The sequence below is a fragment of the Peribacillus frigoritolerans genome (genome assembly GCF_030676415.1).
GTDB classification, from domain to species: domain Bacteria; phylum Bacillota; class Bacilli; order Bacillales; family DSM-1321; genus Peribacillus; species Peribacillus frigoritolerans_A.
This window is the reverse complement of record NZ_JAUUTW010000003.1, coordinates 144,439-162,101: the sequence shown is the minus strand read 5'-3', so window position 1 is coordinate 162,101 and position 17,663 is coordinate 144,439. Positions and strand designations below refer to the sequence as shown.

The 17,663-nt window shown below is 42.8% G+C and carries 13 protein-coding genes; 4 read left to right on the top strand and 9 right to left on the bottom strand.

The genetic code is table 11. The features are described 5' to 3' along the window. Positions 1 to 7: 7 nt before the first annotated feature. On the top strand, positions 8 to 904 hold the full coding sequence (locus Q8G36_RS04490; protein ID WP_305159167.1) for a DMT family transporter: 897 nt from the start codon (positions 8 to 10) through the stop codon (positions 902 to 904). Positions 905 to 981: 77 nt separating this feature from the next. On the opposite strand, the gene Q8G36_RS04485 is transcribed toward Q8G36_RS04490, so the two are convergent. The 3 genes from Q8G36_RS04485 to putP form a co-directional block, all read right to left on the bottom strand. Then, positions 982 to 2,118, bottom strand: a complete 1,137-nt coding sequence (locus Q8G36_RS04485) for a DEAD/DEAH box helicase (RefSeq protein WP_305159166.1) — start codon at positions 2,116 to 2,118, stop codon at positions 982 to 984. A 47-nt stretch (positions 2,119 to 2,165) separates the two neighbouring features. Further along, positions 2,166 to 3,443, bottom strand: a complete 1,278-nt coding sequence (locus Q8G36_RS04480) for an ATP-binding protein (protein WP_305159165.1) — start codon at positions 3,441 to 3,443, stop codon at positions 2,166 to 2,168. A gap of 164 nt (positions 3,444 to 3,607) precedes the next feature. Continuing rightward, positions 3,608 to 5,077: a sodium/proline symporter PutP gene (putP, locus tag Q8G36_RS04475; RefSeq protein ID WP_305159164.1), complete on the bottom strand. Its 1,470-nt coding sequence runs from the start codon at positions 5,075 to 5,077 to the stop codon at positions 3,608 to 3,610. A gap of 157 nt (positions 5,078 to 5,234) precedes the next feature. Between putP and Q8G36_RS04470 the strand changes: the two genes are divergently transcribed. Further along, positions 5,235 to 7,283, top strand: coding sequence for a molybdopterin oxidoreductase family protein (locus tag Q8G36_RS04470; protein ID WP_305159163.1), 2,049 nt, complete (start codon positions 5,235 to 5,237; stop codon positions 7,281 to 7,283). Between the two features lie 184 nt (positions 7,284 to 7,467). Here Q8G36_RS04470 and Q8G36_RS04465 read toward each other — a convergent pair whose 3' ends face one another. The 3 genes from Q8G36_RS04465 to Q8G36_RS04455 all read right to left on the bottom strand — a co-directional run bounded on the left by Q8G36_RS04465 (position 7,468) and on the right by Q8G36_RS04455 (position 12,015). Then, on the bottom strand, positions 7,468 to 8,988 hold the full coding sequence (locus Q8G36_RS04465; RefSeq protein ID WP_305159162.1) for an aldehyde dehydrogenase family protein: 1,521 nt from the start codon (positions 8,986 to 8,988) through the stop codon (positions 7,468 to 7,470). 249 nt (positions 8,989 to 9,237) lie between these two features. After that, positions 9,238 to 10,671, bottom strand: a complete 1,434-nt coding sequence (locus Q8G36_RS04460; RefSeq protein ID WP_370694016.1) for an aldehyde dehydrogenase family protein — start codon at positions 10,669 to 10,671, stop codon at positions 9,238 to 9,240. A gap of 18 nt (positions 10,672 to 10,689) precedes the next feature. Beyond that, positions 10,690 to 12,015 carry an aspartate aminotransferase family protein gene (locus Q8G36_RS04455; protein ID WP_305159160.1) on the bottom strand — a complete coding sequence of 442 codons (1,326 nt, stop codon included), beginning with the start codon at positions 12,013 to 12,015 and terminating at the stop codon, positions 10,690 to 10,692. Between the two features lie 383 nt (positions 12,016 to 12,398). Here Q8G36_RS04455 and rpoN point away from each other — a divergent pair, with 383 nt between their 5' ends. After that, positions 12,399 to 13,766: an RNA polymerase factor sigma-54 gene (gene rpoN, locus Q8G36_RS04450; RefSeq protein ID WP_305159159.1), complete on the top strand. Its 1,368-nt coding sequence runs from the start codon at positions 12,399 to 12,401 to the stop codon at positions 13,764 to 13,766. Positions 13,767 to 13,954: 188 nt separating this feature from the next. Here rpoN and bluB read toward each other — a convergent pair whose 3' ends face one another. Beyond that, positions 13,955 to 14,596 (bottom strand): 5,6-dimethylbenzimidazole synthase, encoded by a 642-nt coding sequence (gene bluB, locus Q8G36_RS04445; protein WP_305159158.1) that lies wholly within the window; start codon positions 14,594 to 14,596, stop codon positions 13,955 to 13,957. Between the two features lie 104 nt (positions 14,597 to 14,700). Then, positions 14,701 to 15,309: a uridine kinase family protein gene (locus Q8G36_RS04440; protein WP_305159157.1), complete on the bottom strand. Its 609-nt coding sequence runs from the start codon at positions 15,307 to 15,309 to the stop codon at positions 14,701 to 14,703. 65 nt (positions 15,310 to 15,374) lie between these two features. Between Q8G36_RS04440 and Q8G36_RS04435 the strand changes: the two genes are divergently transcribed. Next, on the top strand, positions 15,375 to 15,653 hold the full coding sequence (locus tag Q8G36_RS04435; protein ID WP_305159156.1) for a hypothetical protein: 279 nt from the start codon (positions 15,375 to 15,377) through the stop codon (positions 15,651 to 15,653). 318 nt (positions 15,654 to 15,971) lie between these two features. Here Q8G36_RS04435 and dacB read toward each other — a convergent pair whose 3' ends face one another. Next, complete coding sequence (dacB, locus tag Q8G36_RS04430; RefSeq protein ID WP_305159155.1) at positions 15,972 to 17,462, bottom strand: D-alanyl-D-alanine carboxypeptidase/D-alanyl-D-alanine endopeptidase; 1,491 nt, start codon at positions 17,460 to 17,462, stop codon at positions 15,972 to 15,974. Between the last annotated feature and the right edge of the window lie 201 nt (positions 17,463 to 17,663).

Sequence of the window (17,663 nt, the reverse complement as noted above, 5' to 3'; positions counted from 1 at the left end):
GGAAAAGATGAACAAATTCATTTTTGGTTTTCTGGTCATTTTAACTACTGCTTTAATGGGGTCATCATTCGCAATAGGAAAAATTGGTTTAGCATATACATCCCCGATGTTACTTGCAGCGATTCGGTTCATCCTGGCAGGTTTCATCATGGCTATTGTCGTTAAGCTCATCAAACGCCCTCATCCAAAAAAGATTATGGATTGGACGAAATTGAGTATCATCGGTTTTTTCCAGACAGCTTGTGTCATGGGATGCATCTTTGTAGGTTTAAGGACCATTTCAGCCGGGGAACTATCGATCTTGACATTCATGAACCCATTATTAGTGGTCATTTTTGGTACGTTATTTCTTAGAACGATATACACCCTTCATCAATGGTCGGGGGTTTTGCTCGGCTTTATCGGCGTCTTTATCACAATGGGCGCACATCTTGATTTGAAGTCCGGCACCCTCCTTGGATTGATGTCAGCCATTTCCTGGTCCATTGCGACCCTATTGATGAAAAATTGGGGACATACTTTCGACACTTGGGTCATGTCAGCCTATCAAATGCTGTGCGGGGGTATTCTCCTGCTCATTGGATCATTTCTTTTTGAACAGCCCTTTTTCAAGATTACCCAAGCATCCATCATTATTTTGTTATGGCTTGCCATCATGGCATCCATCGTTCAATTTTCGGTTTGGTATTTCCTATTACAAAAGGGTGATTCTGCAAAAACAAGCGCCTTCCTATTTCTAGCTCCCTTTTTCGGCGTCCTATCTGGCTACCTCTTGCTGGATGAGCCTGTTCACTGGTACGTTGCAGTTGGAGGATCACTCATTTTCATCGGCATCTTTTTGGTTAACTGGGAATCCCAGCATATTCAGACAGTGGAAAAGGCATGTAGTGATTCTGCAAAATGAGCAACTTTTTAATTTTAAATCTTAACGGGCCTTTGTAAAAAAAAGAGACAGCCGCCATGGCCGTCCCTTTTTCCGAATCATTCATCGACTACGATGTTTCCACCATAGAAGGTTACTCTCGTTAATGGAATCTCCAGTTCACGAGCCATTTTTTTCAACTCTCGCTCTTCTCTTTCCGTTACGATTGAAATAACAGTGCCATCTGCACCTGCTCGCCCAGTTCTCCCAGATCTATGGATATATTGTTCGATGTTGTCAGCCATATCAATATGAACGACCGCAGTAAGACCCTTAATATCAAGCCCCCTTGCCGCTACATCCGTTGCTATCAGCATTGGGGATTTTCCTGAACGAAGCTTGCGCAGCGCTTTCTCCCTGTCGACTTTATTGGATTCACCGTGAAGCACGCCCATTTCAACACCTTTATAACTCAGCTTTTCATGTAAGACGCTCAGCTCTGCTATATCATTCAGGAAAGCAAGAGCCTTCACATCTTTAAGTCTTGTGATTTTCTCGAGAATCTTGGACTTTTCCCGTCTCTCAACAACAAAGTATAGATGTTCCACCTTTGATTCCATTTTTTCATGCTTATCGACCTTGATCATTTCGGGTTCATTCATGAATCCCCGGGCCGCTTTTTCCGTTTCCTCTGGCAGGGTCGCTGAGAATACCATGATTTGCCGGTCCTTTAGCGTTGTTTTGATAATATTATTGATCGTTCCCATATGCTCTGGAATGATCAATTGGTCACCTTCATCAAGTACTATCGTCTTAACTTCGTGCATCTTCAATTTCTTTTGGGCAATCAATTCGTAAATCCGCCCCGGTGTTCCAGCAATCACCTGTGGACGCTTCTTCAGTTTGTCCAACTGCCTTTTCACATTAGCACCGCCGATGAATGCTGCACCCGAAATGCCGCTTCCCTCTGACCAAATGCGAATTTCTTCATTGATTTGCATGACCAGTTCTCGTGATGATGCCAAAATCAAAGCTTGGGGTGATTTTTTTTCAGGATCTATCTTTTCTAGCAATGGCAATAAATATGCTAATGTTTTTCCTGTACCAGTCGGTGATTCGGCCATGATATCTTTTCCCTCGACAATCACGGGAATCGCCTTCGTTTGAATCGGGGTAAGTTGTCCGAAACCGGACTTTTTCCATACCTCTTGTATATATGGTTTTCTATCGTTCACTAATGCAGGTAATTCGCTCATATCGTTCTCCTTTAATATAAAACTTTTCCTATCTTTCATAGTACCATTTATTCTTGTCCAGTAGCCAACGGAATACGAATTGTAACCGTCGTCCCTTTGTTTATCTCACTTTCAAAATGCATTTCCCCCTGAAGGCGATGAACGATCTTCCGGCAAATTGCAAGCCCGATCCCTGTGCCCTTTTCCTTCGTCGAATAAAAAGGCTCACCAATCCGTTCAAGCCGCTCGGGCACCATTCCCATGCCATTATCACTCACGCTGACTACAGCTTGTCCATCGATGATTTGCAGCGAAATTTCAATTTTGCCATTATCCTCAATCGCTTCAATGCTATTTTTGACGATATTGATTATCAACTGTTTTATTTCAATTGAATCAGCCATAATATAAATCGGTTCGGCGGTTTTTACCCTGAATCCCATTTCGATATTATTCAAATTGGTTTCTGCTTTCATCAACGTGAATACCTGTTGTAAACTGTCGGCAAGATCGATCCTGAGGAATGCGACATCCTGTTTCTTCCCGAGAACCAAAAGTTCGCTTGAGATAATATTAATTCGGTCAATTTCCTTCAGCATGATATCAGAATGCAGCGGGTTTACTTCCTGGGTCATATCCATTAACTGTACAAATCCTTTTAACGATGTCAGCGGGTTCCTTATCTCATGTGCGACGGCCGCAGCCAGATGTCCGATAACAGATAGCTTTTCAGACATGATCATCAATTCCTCTTCGCGCCGCAATTCAGTAATATCCCTAACGATTGCATATACTCCTAGCATTTCAGCGTGAACGATGATCGGTAGAAAGGTTACACGGATTATCCGTTTTTCATCACTACTATTCTGAATCGTCGTTTCGAATTTTACAGCCTCCCCTTGAAGGGACTGTATAAAGAATTCAGATACTTTATCACTTTCATTCCAGTTGATGAGATGATTCGCATTCTTGCCTTTCAAATTGTCACTGTGATGACCTAAAAGTTTTTCAGCTTCCGGGTTTATCGAAACAACATTTCCTTCGAGATTCAGCTCAAGGACACAATCCGGGTTATGCTTGAACAGCGACCGATACTGTTCATCCTTCAGAATGAATTCCTGTTGGGACCTCAACATTTTCCCGGTCCAATACCTGATTATGAAGTATAGGAAAAGCCCGGTTATGAAAATGAACATCCACCCTTTGGAATGTTGAAACATTGCATATATCCGAACATCTGCCCTTGCCTGTGTCATAGAGATGTAATCCGTAATGATAATCCATAAGACTCCAATGATTATATATATAAAAGCCACTTTACATGCAATTTTATGAGATTGGTTCATATTTTTTCCTTTGTATTGTTTTTTGGTTTATTATTCCCAAATCACTCAAAAAAAGCCCTCATGTTTTCAACATAAGGACTCTATGGATATTGTACCATATATATTGCATTCATTGATTTATATCGCTAAAAAATCCAGCAGCAGTTTAACTGGAACTTCCATGATCAAGAGAGGTTTTTAATGGCTTGATTGAATTCTTCTTCTATATCTTTTGTAGGCTTGGCCGATAATAAACTGAAAACGACCACCGCTATTGAACCAGCGATGAAACCAGGAATGATTTCGTATACTTCAGCGAACTTATCGATCATATCCCAGACGATCACGGTTGCCGTACCGGCAATCATCCCCGCCAGGGCTCCCCATTTCGTCATCCGTTTCCAGTACAGGCTTAACAGAACGACAGGACCGAATGCCGCTCCAAAACCAGCCCATGCATACCCCACCAGTTTAAGGATCGTACCGCTTGGATTAAAAGCCAATAATAGAGCTATGGCAGATATCGCCAATACACCAAACCGACCTACCAGCACTAATTCCTTATCAGATGCATTCGGCCGAATGAACTGCTTATAGAAGTCATCGGTCAGAGCACTTGCCGATACTAACAGCTGTGATGCAATCGTACTCATGACCGCTGCTAAAATCGCAGCCAACAAGAAGCCTGTAATTAAAGAAGGAAACAGTTCTTTAGCTAAAATGATGAAGACGGACTCAGCATTCTTTTCCCCTAATGGACTGTTTGTCAGGTTAAAATAAGCTATTCCCACCAATCCGGTGAACATCGCTCCGACGATAGCAAAAATCATCCAGCCCATACCGATTCGCCGTGCACTTTTCAATTCTTTAACAGATGAAACCGCCATGAATCGAACGATTATATGAGGCTGCCCGAAATAACCAAGCCCCCATGCCAAAAGAGATATGATGCCAATGGTTGATGTTCCTTCAAAAACATGCAATAAATTCGGGTTAATCGATTTTATTTCATTGAAGGCAGGATCCCAGCCCCCAATATTTACAATCGTGACAACTGGTACTAGAATTAAGGCAATGAACATAATTGTACCTTGTACGAAGTCCGTCCAGCTAACAGCCAGGAATCCGCCAAATAATGTATAAAGAATAACAACGCTCGCCGTCAGCCAGATGCCCCACCGATAATCCAAATTGAAAGCGGAGCGGAAAAGCTCACCGCCTGCTACCATGCCTGAAGACGTGTAAAAGGTGAAGAAAATTAAAATGACCGATGCTGATACCACTTTTAAGACCCTGGAGCCATCTTTAAACCGATTTCCCAAAAAGTCGGGAATCGTAATCGAATTGCCGGCCACTTCCGTATATGTCCGAAGTCGCGGCGCCACGAATAACCAGTTTAAATAAGACCCTGCACACAGGCCAATGACAATCCAGCCAGCACTTAACCCGCTTATGTACATAGCACCGGGGAGACCCATCAACAGCCAGCCGCTCATATCGGAAGCACCTGCACTCAATGCAGTTACAGCCGGGCCCAAGTTTCGGCCGCCAAGCATGTAATCGGTTAAGTTGGCCGTTTTCCGATAGGCAAAATAACCAATTAACAGCATGCCTGCCATGTATATTCCTATTGATATTATAATTCCATATTCCAAAAATGAATCCTCCTATTTATAGGTTAATTTTTCATCTTGTAAGCTTATCAGAAAAAAAAACATATGTTAAGAAGTTCTTGCACCTTTCAACGATTTCACTTTCAATATAATTAAGATTATTCAATTTATTAGATTAGATTATTAGGAGGAATACGCCATGCAATCCTATATCAATCAGCCAGATGGAGTCTTTCCCTCTGTTTGCTCTCTTGACTGTCCTGATCAATGCGGTTTACTGCTGCATAAAAAAGACGGGCAGATCATTAAAGTTCAAGGAGACCCTGATCATCCAGTCACCAAAGGGAATATTTGCAACAAAGTCCGAAACATGACTGCCCGCCTATATGACCCCAATCGCTTAAAGCAGCCATTAAAGCGCGTCGGTCCTAAAGGAGAAGGGTATTTCGCTCCAATCAGCTGGGAAGAGGCCATTGACACAATCACTTCCAAATGGAAAGGCCTGATCGAAATGCACGGTCCGGAAAGCATACTTCCCTACAGCTTTTATGGAAACATGGGCAATCTCAGCGCCGAGGGGATGGATCGCCGTTTTTTCCACAAGCTCGGTGCAAGCATGCTCGAGCGTTCCATTTGTAACGCGGCCGGCTCAGTCGGATACAGCTATACAATGGGTGGTTCATTCGGCACCGACCCAGAAGAAACGATTCATACAAAGCTTTTCATCATGTGGGGCATTAACGCTGTGAGCACAAATATGCACCAAATTACGCTTGCCCAGCAAGCCCGAAAAAACGGGGCCAAAGTAGTTGTCATTGACGTACATAAAAACCAAACCGGCAAGTGGGCAGATTGGTTCATTCCGATTCTGCCTGGCACCGATAGTGCGCTTGCCCTCGGATTAATGCATATTCTATATGCCGAGAAACTAGTCGACCAGCCCTTTCTCGATGAATACACAGTGGGTGCTGCTGAATTGCGCGAACACGTCCGCCAATATGACCCTGCGACCGTCTCCGCGATCACTGGCGTTCCAATTGATGACTTATATGAATTAGCCAGGATGTACGGCACCACAAGTCCATCATTCGTGCGGATAGGCAATGGCCTGCAGCACCATGACAATGGAGGCATGGCGGTACGTACCATTGCCTGCCTGCCTGCACTTACCGGCCAATGGATGGCGGAAGGCGGCGGAGCCATCAAAGGTAATTCAGGATATCTGGCTTTTAATACAAATGCCTTAAGACGTCCTGATTTATTGCAAAATAAAGCTACCCGGACCATTAATATGAACCAAATCGGTCAAGCTCTTCTGGAAAAAGAAAACCCGGTTCGCTCCATGTTTGTATACGGCTCCAACCCAGCACTTGTCGCTCCAAATGCAAATAAGGTACAGGAAGGTCTAATGCGGGAAGATCTATTTACAGTGGTCCATGATCTGTTCTTAACCGAAACGGCCATGTTTGCCGACCTCGTCCTTCCTGCCACGTCATCTTATGAAACGGAGGATTTTTATAATTCATACTGGCATAATTACGTCCAAATACAAAAACCTGTAGTCGAAAAATATGGCGAATCGAAATCGAATGTTGAATTGTTCAAACTGTTAGCTGTTGGGATGGGATTTGGGGAACAAGCATTTAGAGATTCAGAGGAAGATATGATACGGCAGGCTCTGGATTTTCCCGACAACCCGCATTTGGAAGGCATCACCTATGACTCCCTTTCAAGGAATCAATTTGTCAAAGCCAAAATGCGGCCGATGTTCCCCGGCAAACTCCCGACACCAAGCGGTAAAATTGAACTTTATTCCGAACGAATGAAGCGGGATGGATACGAGCCTTTGCCAACATATACGCCCATCATAAAAGACAGCGACCTGCCATTTTTATTCATTCCGGCACCTAATCACAATTTCTTGAATTCAACCTTTTCAAATAATGCCAAACATATCTCCATGGAAAAGGAACCGAAACTGCACATGAATGCCGCTGATGCCAAAACAATGGGGATAGCCCCCGGAGATATGGTTAAAATCTGGAACGGTCGCGGTGAATGTTTGCTTACCGCTGCTCCCGGTGAAAATGTGTTACCAGGCGTTCTTGTCAGCCAAGGCTTGTGGCAGAATACGCCCGAAACAAAGCAACACATCAATTCCCTTACCCCAGATCGCCTCGCAGATATGGGTAATGGCGCCGTTTTCTTTTCAGGACGGGTTGATCTTGAAAAAGTCCAACAAAAGTAAAAGAATGTTTAGCAATCTTTGATTATATCTCCGTTTTTCGGTATATATCTATGATTCTGGAATTATATCTTCGTTTTCGGAGTTATATCTGCGTTTCTGGAGTTACATCTATGATTTTCGGAATATATCTTCGATTCCACAAAAAAAGGCTGTTCCCCAAGGGACAGCCTTTTCGTCAAGCTATTTACTCTTCATCAAACCAACCTGTTGGCTGGATATCCAAGTTGTTATTGATTTGTTTCAATTCGGTGTAAGCTTCGTAACCGAATGTTCCCAGTTCGCGTCCATTTCCACTTTGCTTGAACCCTCCCCAAGGAGCTTCGTTATAAGTCGGATGATATGAGTTTATCCACGTGATGCCGGCACGCACTTTTTTAATGACACGGTACGCTTTTGCGACATCATTCGTGAACACAGCTCCCGCTAAACCATATTTCGTATCATTGGCAAGTCGAAGAGCTTCCGCTTCATCCTTGAACTTTTGAACAACAAGTACCGGCCCAAAAATTTCTTCCTGCACAATCCGCATGTCCGGTGTCGTATCAACAAAAATAGTAGGTTCGACAAAGTAACCTTTATCCATGCCTTCTTCTTTAATTCGATTTCCACCGACGATTAATTTGGCACCTTCTTCTTTTCCGATTTGGATATACGATAATATTTTGTTCATATGGGCTTCTGAAACGATAGGTCCCATCTGGCTGTTTTCATCAGAACCTGAACCTACTTTGATCTTTTTCGCCTTCGCAGTAAGACTTGCAATGAACTGATCGTAAATGGACTCTTCCAACAGTAAACGGGAACCTGCTGAACACACTTGTCCTTGATTACAGAAAATCCCGTAAAGAGCATAATCAACCGCAGTCTCAAAGTCAGAGTCCGCAAATACGATATTAGGCGATTTCCCGCCGAGCTCCAATGTCACTTTCTTTAGGTTACCCAGTGAAGCCTCCATGATCTTACGTCCTGTTGCCGTACCACCTGTAAAGGCTACTTTATCGATTTCCTCATGTTCAGCAATGGCTTGTCCGACAACTGGCCCAGCTCCTAATACAAGGTTTGCGACACCTTTTGGCAATCCTACCTCATCCATGATTTCAAATAGTTTGACCGCCGTCACCGGAGTGATCTCAGATGGTTTGAACACAACGGAATTTCCTGCGGCAAGCGCCGGAGCGAGTTTCCAGGCTGACATCATAAGTGGGAAATTCCAAGGAACGATCTGCCCGCATACACCGATCGGTTCCCTTACGACCATCGCCTGCTGACCGTCAGGAACTTCAAAAGTCTGACCTGTCGGTTTTGTGGCCAATCCTGCATAATATCTAAAACAGGCTGCCGAATCAGCTATATCAAAACGAGCCTCACGCAATGGTTTCCCATTATCCAATGTTTCCAACGCAGCTAGTTCTTCAGCTTTTTCTTCTATTTTGTCGGCTATTTTGAATAAAATGCGAGCTCTTTCGACGGCAGGAGTTCCCCACCAACCACCTTCATAGAAAGCATATTTTGCTGCCTCGACTGCTGCATCCACATCTTCCTGTGTTCCTTCCGCAGCTTTGGCAATAACCTCCCCTGTGGCCGGATTCAATACATCCCGCTTCTCACCTGAAGTCGAATTCACCCATTCCCCATTGATGAACATCCTTAAGTCCAGTGCTCCGGTTCCTTCTTTTTTCGTATTATTTTGCAAGGTTTCCTGCATGTAAATTCCTCCTCGATTTTAATTTATCTACCTATATATAAGATATGAGCAAGATTCATGCCAGTTTGAAATATTAGGTAACTCTCGTTTTTTTTGCCCTTTCCTGTCTCATTTAAATTCAACCGTGAATTACCTATTCATTTTTGCATAGCATATGGCCAATCCTTCATCTCAATCTTTTTCAAGATTCATAGAAAATAAACCCGCAGCTCAAAAAAAGAGATGAGCAGCTGCTCATCTCTTTTTTGATTAATTTCGGTTAATAATGACCAGTTTCATTTCCGTCATTTCTTCAATGGCATATTTTAGCCCTTCGCGGCCCGTTCCGCTTTTTTTGACTCCGCCATATGGCATGTTGTCGACACGGTAAGTTGGGATATCATTAATGATAACACCGCCGACTTCCAATTTTTCTGCGGCAGAAAGAGCCAGATTGATATTTTCTGTGTAAATCCCGGCCTGCAATCCAAATTCGGAATCATTGACCAAATCAATCGCTTCCTCAACAGACGAAACCTTATTGATCAAAACAATGGGAGCGAAGACTTCCTGACAAGATACCTTAAGCATTGCATCCACTTCCAGCAACACAGTGGGATGCAGGATATTCCCTTCAGATTTACCTCCTGCTGCAACAATTGCACCATGTTGTTTAGCTTCACCGATCCAATCCAAGCTTCGCTGTACATCACCAGCGCTGATCATTGCCGAAATATCCACAGACGGGTCCAAAGAATCTCCTAGTTTCAATCCATTCGTTGCTTCTGTGAATTTTTTGACGAACTCATCATATACCTCTTCATGAACATATGCGCGCTGTAAGGAAATACAGACCTGCCCTTGAAAAGCGAATGCTGCCGATACACAGCGTTGGATGATTTTATTGATATTGATCCCTTTATCAACGATGACAGCCGCATTCGAACCTAGTTCAAGACTCACTTTCTTTAACCCAGCCTTATTACGGATCCCGATTCCGACAGCCGGACTTCCAGTAAATGAAATGCTCTTCACCCGTGAATCGGTGACTAATTTATCACCAATTACCGAACCGCTTCCGGTAACTAAATTAAACGCACCTGCCGGCAAATCCGTTTCGGCTAATAGTTCAGCTAGAAATAGCGAAGATAGCGGTGTTTGGCTCGCAGGTTTCAGGACAAGTGTATTTCCGGCAGCAATGGCCGGGCCTACTTTATGGGCAACCAGGTTCATCGGAAAATTAAAAGGCGTAATCGCACCCACAACACCTAGAGGCTCACGGACTGTGTATCCTATCCTTCCTTCTCCGTCAGCTGTAGCATCCATAGTCAATGTTTCTCCATGAATCCTTTTTGCTTCCTCTGCTGCAAATTTATATGTGGCAATCGTCCGGGATACTTCAACCATTGCCGTTTTAATCGGTTTCGCTGCTTCTTTAGCAATAATTTCAGCTGCCTCATCTTTGCGGCTTTCCAAAAGGCTCGCAAGCTTTTCAAGTATTGCAGCGCGTTTATGACTAGGTAAAGCTGCCATTGTTTTTCTAGCTTGATAGGCTGATTCTATTGCCAAATCTACATCTTCAAGGCTTGCTGAAGGAATTTCCGCTAGAACTTCCCCGCTATAGGGAGACTTAAGTGTCGTGAACTTTTCAGCTTCTTTCCATTTACCATTAATGAATAATTTCTTTTTCAGCGTTTCCGTCATGACCATCACTTTCACCTCTTATAAAATTTCTTTTTCGACAGCAGTAAATGTCACATCAAGGATTTCAATTATTCTTTCGACTTCCGATTTAGTAATGATTAAAGGCGGTGCGAATACGAGTGTATCTTGATCAAACGTAACAGACCGGCAAATCAAACCATTCTTCGCCGCTTCCGCAACCAGTCTTGGAGCAAGCTGCGTCTCAAAGCCTTCGCCTGTTTGTTTATCCTTTACGATGGAGATGCCTCCAATTAACCCAAGTGCCCTGACATCACCAACAATCGGGTGTTTGCTTTGAAGCTTCTTAAAGCCGGCAAGCAACTCTTCGCCACGCTGTTTCGAGTTTTCTATCAGGTTTTCACGTTCAATTATTTCAATATTTTTCAAAGCAACCGCACATGCCATAGGATGGCCACTGTATGTGTAGCCGTGTAAAAGCGTGCCTTTTGAAAGGGCAATGAAATCCTGATGCATTTTATCATTCAGGACGACCCCGCCTAACTGTGCATATCCGCTCGTCACACCTTTTGCAAAGCACATCATATCAGGTACAACACCAAAGTGTTCAATCCCAAAATAAGTCCCTGTTCTTCCGAAACCTGTAATGACTTCATCCGTCACCATTAAAATGCCGTATTCATTACAAATCTCCCTCACTTCCTTAAAATAGCCTTCAGGAGGAAGGTTTACGCCACCGGCCCCTTGAATCGGTTCAGCGATAAATGCCGCAATCGTTTCCGGTCCTTCCTGTTCTATGACCTTACGCAACTCCTCAATGGAGGAACCGTCCACATGGTAAAAATCCGGTGCTATTGAATTCGTGAAGTCTCGGAACGGCTTCAGGCCAGTCGCACTTGTAGCTCCCATTGCCACTCCATGATAGGATTTCGAGCGGGAAATGATTTTTTGACGATTTGGCTGCCCTTTCAAAAGCCAGTAATGACGAGCAAGTTTGATAGCCGTATCATTCGACTCCGATCCACCTGAAGTGAAGAAAACTGCATTCAAATCCCCAGGTGCGATGGAAGCGATTTTGGCCGCTAAACGGATTGCCGGTTCATTGCTGAAAGTGGCGAAACTTGAGGTGAAAGCTAACTTCGCCATTTGTTCCTTCGCGACATCAGCCATCTCTTCTTGTCCATGTCCAATATTCACATTCCAAAGTGAAGCCATGCCATCAATGACAGTCCTGCCCGTGACATCCGTAAGGTATATTCCCTTCCCTTCCTTAAAGATGAAACTTGGACCATCTGCCTGCTGTTGTTCGATTGACGTAGTCGGATGGATAAAATGCTTTTTATCCAAATCGATTAATTCCTGAATACCCGTTTTCTCTTTAATCATGTAAAAAACACCCTTCTCATGTAATGGATTTTTTTCAAGCTAGTTTATTTTTATATTTATAGATATAGCAAGATGCATGCCAAATTATATGAGCCTTATATTAAAGGTATTCAAGTTAAAATGATTCATATATAAATCAATAGGAGCGTGTGTTGATTCATATACGAATCATTCGATTCACATTCGAATCACTCAATCCCATTCATTAGATTAAATACTAATTTACAAGCAATTTTTCGAATCCCCCTCTTTATTTTCTAAATCATGTTATAAAACCTGACATAGAATGTTGAATTTTCGGAAGATTTGTATTATTATCATGTTAATATTTTTCCATTCCTTTTGAGCCGCTATGTTAATCTAAACGAAAGAAGTTGATATATATGCAGGTAGGATTTGAACTGTACCAAAAACAAACCTTGAAATTGTCATTAACCCCTGAATTACAGCAATCGATCAATATCCTTCAATATTCCACCCATGAACTAATAGATTTCCTAAACCGACAGGCATACGAAAATCCCGTTCTCGAAATTAGCTTTAAAGAACCCCTCGCATCACTTACTGAACCTAGCATTCGTACACATAAAATAAATTCTCAGATACGTGGATCCTCCTCTAAAAGTAAAAGTTTCAACGGAGACAATGATTACAACCCAATCAACAATTATTCAATCAACACAGAAACACTGGAAAGCCATTTAATGGAACAGTTGAGTTTACTAAGTTCGTTGAAAGCACTTGAAAAGAAGATTCTCCAATTTTTAATTGGGAACTTAAATGATTATGGATTTCTTGAATTGGATGCCAATTGGGCTGCCTCGCATTTTTCCGTATCCGTTGAAGAAATCGAAAATTTGATTCAAGTATTGCAATCCCTTGACCCCATTGGAGTCGGGGCTAAAGACTTGACCGATTGTTTACTCATTCAGCTGCGTGAGCATGAGGATCGCAATGAATTCGCGTATAAGGTCGTTAAAAAGCACTTAACGGATCTAGCAGAAAAACGCTACAGGAAAATTGCCGCCCTTTACCAAGTGACCATTCAGGAAGTACAAGAGGCCTCGGATTTCATCCGTACGTTAAACCCGCGTCCCGTCAGTCACTTTTCCAATGATATGACTCATTACATCGTTCCGGACGTTTACGTGGAAAAAGAAAAAGAAGGTTTTCTGATAACGGTCAATGATAGCTGCACACCTAAACTTTCCATCAATCCTTACTACAAGAACCAAATCGCTATGAATCCTGTTAATCCAGCTAAAGATTATATAAAAGGGCACATAAATGATGCCCAATTACTTTTAAAAGGGCTCGAACAAAGGCAAATGACACTTTACAAAGTGACAGCGTCAATCGTGGACGAGCAGCAAGAGTTTTTCATGAAGGGAATTACGGGATTAAAACCTATGACACTGAAGGACATTTCGGAAAAACTTCAGCTTCATGAATCAACAATCAGCAGGGCGACGAGCAATAAATATATCCAGACGCCGCATGGCCTTTTTAAACTAAGGAACTTCTTTACTAGAGGGTTAAACCGCGTGAACAGCCAAGCAACCGAATCAACGACCACCATAAAAGAAAAAATAAAGGTCTTGATTGCCGATGAAGATAAAATAAAGCCTTTTTCAGATCAGAAACTTTGTCAAATATTCGAAAATGAAGGGACGAAGATCTCCCGCCGTACTATTGCAAAGTACCGTGAAGATCTCGGTATACCGGGATCTTCAAAACGGCGCAGATTTTAAAATCAAACCAAACTTTGTTTTTTTGTGTCCACATTACGGAATAACGTATTTTAAAAGACTCTTACAAAGGATGTATCTATCGTAAGAGTCTTCTATATTTTCACTGCTTCATTTGATTTTTTTTAAAAAAAATCATTCCTCACAACCAAAAACCCCTGAACCAGGGGCTTAATAAACGATATATAGTTTTATTTATTTCCCCATTTATCCTCGAAAATAAGTTCATCCATCGGCCTTCTTTTTTCCCAATTAGCAAGTTCAAGAATGGGTTTATCCGGATATTGATCCGTATAGCCAATTGACAGGAGTGCGACGGGTTCTATATGCGGCGGAATCTCCAAAATATCACGAATATCATTTTTCTTATAAAAGCTAACCCATCCCATTGCCAATCCCTCCGCACAGGCAGCCAGCCACATATTTTGAATCGCGCAGGCTGTGGATAGGATATCGGTTTCCGGAATGGAGTTCCTCCCTAAAACATGGGAGCCGCCCCGTGTCGGGTCGCATGTAACACAAATGGTGTATGGTGCTTCTTTTAACCCTTCCACTTTCAAACTAAGAAACTTATTTTCTTTACCTCCTTCATAATGAATAGCGAGTGCCCTTCTTTCTTTATCCGCTGCCCACGCCAAACTTTTCTTGGTTTCCTGAGATGAAATCACGATGAAACTCCAAGGTTGCATGAATCCTACAGACGGCGCATGATGTGCAGCATCCAGAATTCTGCGGAGTATATCCTTTGAAATGGGCTTAGGCAAAAAACTCCTGATATCCCTTCGGTTATAAATGGCTTTATATACGGCAGCTTGTTCTTCATTAGTAAACATAGTTTCCCCCCATGTTTCCGGTTCCCCAGAAATTTATCTAAACATACCATATAGTTTATAGGTAAACCCTTACAATTAAAAGCGAGGTCCAAATATCCCCGGATTCAGCTCGTTCCGTCCACAATAAGATTCGCTCTTTCTTGAGGCATTTGCACGCCCACATAGAGATCTTCTTGAACCATCCAATTATCCTCCCACATTTGACGCGCATCTTCACCATCCCGCTCAAGGCCACGTTTCAAACGCTGATCACGGGGACATTCCACCCAAATCGTGAAATCATGGTACCCTGCCCATTCTTCACGGATAGAATACGTTCCTTCTATAATGACAAGGCCCCCAGCAGGAACCTCATGCCATTCGGCCATAGTGTCCGTTTCCCAATCATACCTTTGATACCTTGCTTCCTTCTCACCTGATGTAAGCGGTTTCAGTATTTGGTTATAAACCCGTTCCCAATCATAATCCGCACCAATCCGCTTTTGGGATGGAGGCAGTTGAACTCTATCCGAAGATGGCAAATAAAAATCATCCATATGAACGACCGCGCTACCTGGAAATTCTGCTTGGATACTGGAAGCAAGTGTACTTTTTCCAGACCCGCCCCGGCCATCTATGGCCAATATATAAAGAGAGCGTTTTTTTGAAATTTCCTGAATTTCAGCTATAAGACTGCTAATCGTATACTGTCCATTAAGTGTTGGAAAGTTCATAAGCATTCCCCCTTACTCCTTATTTCTATTCTTCCTCCCTTAAATTCCTTCCTTGAGGGGATAAAATGAAAAAAACTAAGAAGAAGGTGCTGGTATTGAATAAAATCCAATTTGCTCCCATTTTCGATCTGGACGGCAATTTGTTTCAAACAAACAATAGATTAGGTCCTTCACTTGAGAAAACGTTTAAAAGTAAGCTGGACAGGGGATACCGCTCTTGGATTACGGGCGTCCCACTTAAAGTCGTTTGGGAGACTATATTACAAGCATCAAGTTTGATTCAAGAAACAGAGAAGGAAAAGGGTCGCTTTTCCCTCACGTCATGGAGACCATGTCAACGATAAAACAGCTTGGCCTTTCCATTTTGATTGCTAGCAACGGTCTTGAAAAGTGGAAGAAATCTATTCTTATTATAGACATATATATCGGGGAAAGGTCTTCGAAGGTTCGAAGACCGACTTGATGCAATGTTACTGAATGACCATCGATTTGAATACGCCATTTGGATGTGCGATTGAAAACCCGACATCGAGTCAGCAAATAAAAATGGCTTATCGGCTGTATGCTGCCCATTCAGATTTGCCGAATAAAAAATGAATGGGCAGATGCCGATTTGTTTTTCGCAGATTTTTCTGAACTTCGAACTTAGTTTTCCGTGGATACTAAAGGCCACTCCCCAATCGGTTTTCCTGTTCTGCTAGCATCACGGCTATCCTATCCTGGATTGCCGTGATGCCTTTTTCTTCTACAAAATTATTCAAGATGATCGAAAATATGACTTTTTCCCCTCTTTTGGTCGTCACATAACCTGATAAAGAGCTCGTTCCTGAAATCGTCCCTGTTTTAGCGTGAACATTCCCAGCTGCATATGTCCCTTTCATCCTCTTTCTTAGCGTACCGCCCACTATCCGATTTTCGTTGCCTGCAATCGGCAAAGCATTCAAGTAAGCAGGAAACCACGTTTTTTCCTGTACGGCATACAGCAGCTTCGTTATTTCATTCGCTGGAATCATATTGACTTGGGAAATGCCAGATCCATCACGCATCATGATCGTTTGCATATCGATCCCCATACTCTTCAGTTGATTTCGAGCAACCTTCAAACCATCCTTCCAGCTTCCCTCCCCTTCTGCCTCTTTGCCCATTTCTTTCACCAAAACCTCGGCATGGCTGTTATTGCTCAATTTCATGAAAGGAATAAGCAATTGTGAAAGCGGCATGGACTGATGAGTGGCAATCATGTCCGCCCCTACTGGCGTTTTCCCTTTTTTCCTTTTTCCCAACACTTTAATTCCATGTTTATTCATTGAGTTTTCAAATAGGCTCAGGGCATATTCTGTGGGATCATTCACAGAGATCCACTCTTTGGTCACCCCGGCATGCTCCGGAATGGTCCCGGTCACCGTAATGACTTGTGCACCATGAGACCGTTCGACTTCAATTTTCTTATTGCCGTCTTCCGATTCAGTTTTCGTTTTGTTGATGACCTTCACGTAATCCGTTTCCGGCTTCAGCTTCACCGTTGCCCTTTTACCAGCCTTTTCAGCAGGGGTTATCTCCACGATGATGGTACCGGTATCGTAGTCTTCATTCGGGGAAGAGGTTAAAGCTGAAACGGCAGCTCCGTAATATTCCTGTTCATCGCTCCAAACTAAGTCTTGGGAATAGCGAACATCATCATACCAAGTATCATCGCCTATAAGATCCCCGTGAACCAGCTTAACTTGCCTGTCTTTCAGTGAAGCTGCCAGCTCATCAAAATCCTTTTCCAATAATGTGGGATCTCCTTTTCCCTTCAGGTATACATCGCCCTGCAGAACATGGCCAACTTGCACTCCTTTTATGTATAGTTCTGTTTGAAAAGCATGATCTTCCCCTAAAGTTTCCAGCGCAGCTGCTGCAGTCAATAGCTTAAGGTTCGAAGCAGGCCGCAATCTCGTTTGCGCCCCCCGTTCATAAATCATTTCCCCCGTTTCAGCTGAACGGATGGAAATTCCCGTCAATGCCCCAGCCAATCCCGGCGAATCATCCAATATTCGTTGAATTTCCTGCCCTAGGTTTCCATCATCATTTGCAGCCTGCATCGATTCTCCATCAAAAAAACAAATCAAAAACAGGAAGAATATAAAACTCAACTTCCTTTTATATGTCAAACCTATCACTCCCACTCTAAAAACTCACCTCTTCTATCTTGTCCATTTTACGGTCATATAAAAAGAAAAGATCCAATAGAAAAAGTCCCTTATTTATACATACTCAAGAATCTTCAGGATTATTCGGCCTCCATTTCATGGAATCCATCAGTGGTCCCGTCTTCATTATTTGCTTACCAGTACTTATAATAGGGAACTTTT

Bases quoted from the DNA above. Each gene is read 5' to 3' on its own strand.
- Q8G36_RS04490 (WP_305159167.1), top strand. From the start codon at position 8: ATGAACAAATTCATTTTTGGTTTTCTGGTCATTTTAACTACTGCTTTA.
- Q8G36_RS04485 (WP_305159166.1), bottom strand. From the start codon at position 2,118: ATGAGCGAATTACCTGCATTAGTGAACGATAGAAAACCATATATACAA.
- Q8G36_RS04480 (WP_305159165.1), bottom strand. From the start codon at position 3,443: ATGAACCAATCTCATAAAATTGCATGTAAAGTGGCTTTTATATATATA.
- Q8G36_RS04470 (WP_305159163.1), top strand. From the start codon at position 5,235: ATGCAATCCTATATCAATCAGCCAGATGGAGTCTTTCCCTCTGTTTGC.
- Q8G36_RS04465 (WP_305159162.1), bottom strand. From the start codon at position 8,988: ATGCAGGAAACCTTGCAAAATAATACGAAAAAAGAAGGAACCGGAGCA.
- Q8G36_RS04460 (WP_370694016.1), bottom strand. From the start codon at position 10,671: ATGACGGAAACGCTGAAAAAGAAATTATTCATTAATGGTAAATGGAAA.
- Q8G36_RS04455 (WP_305159160.1), bottom strand. From the start codon at position 12,015: ATGATTAAAGAGAAAACGGGTATTCAGGAATTAATCGATTTGGATAAA.
- rpoN (WP_305159159.1), top strand. From the start codon at position 12,399: ATGCAGGTAGGATTTGAACTGTACCAAAAACAAACCTTGAAATTGTCA.
- bluB (WP_305159158.1), bottom strand. From the start codon at position 14,596: ATGTTTACTAATGAAGAACAAGCTGCCGTATATAAAGCCATTTATAAC.
- Q8G36_RS04440 (WP_305159157.1), bottom strand. From the start codon at position 15,309: ATGAACTTTCCAACACTTAATGGACAGTATACGATTAGCAGTCTTATA.
- Q8G36_RS04435 (WP_305159156.1), top strand. From the start codon at position 15,375: ATGAAAAAAACTAAGAAGAAGGTGCTGGTATTGAATAAAATCCAATTT.